1 protein-coding gene is annotated in these 412 nt (G+C 47.1%); it reads right to left on the bottom strand.

Annotation, left to right across the window (positions count from 1 at the left end):
- The coding region (locus P3R27_RS14915) for a glutamine synthetase beta-grasp domain-containing protein (protein WP_301399206.1) at positions 1–284 on the bottom strand (284 nt) is incomplete at its 3' end.
- Positions 285–412 lie beyond the last annotated feature (128 nt).

The following is a 412-nucleotide window of genomic DNA, read 5'->3' as shown; positions in this document are numbered from 1 at the left end:
GGCTCGAGGATATCGCAGCGAATAATCAGCGTAGACTCTTCGTAGAACGGGTCAATGACAGCGGTAGTGGCGTCCGGCATCAGCACCATGTCGGATTCGTTGATGCCTTTCCAGCCACCAATCGAAGAACCATCAAACATTTTGCCTTCTTCGAAGAAGTCAGCGTTTACCTGATGGGCTGGGATCGTGACGTGCTGTTCTTTACCTTTGGTATCTGTGAAGCGCAGATCGACAAACTTCACTTCGTGCTCATTCAGCATCGTCAAAACGTGTTCAGCGGACATACTTAAACTCTCCCGGGATTGTCATTGTCGTCGTGGTAACGAGGTCTTCTAATTACTACGTAAATCTGGCGTAGTTGCCGTACAATGGATAAGCGAAATCTATGCCAACTTTTAATTCACCCTAAAAA

The organism is Enterococcus spodopteracolus, assembly GCF_030441955.1.
GTDB lineage: Bacteria > Bacillota > Bacilli > Lactobacillales > Enterococcaceae > Enterococcus_B > Enterococcus_B spodopteracolus.
This window is presented reverse-complemented; position numbering and strand designations above follow the sequence as displayed.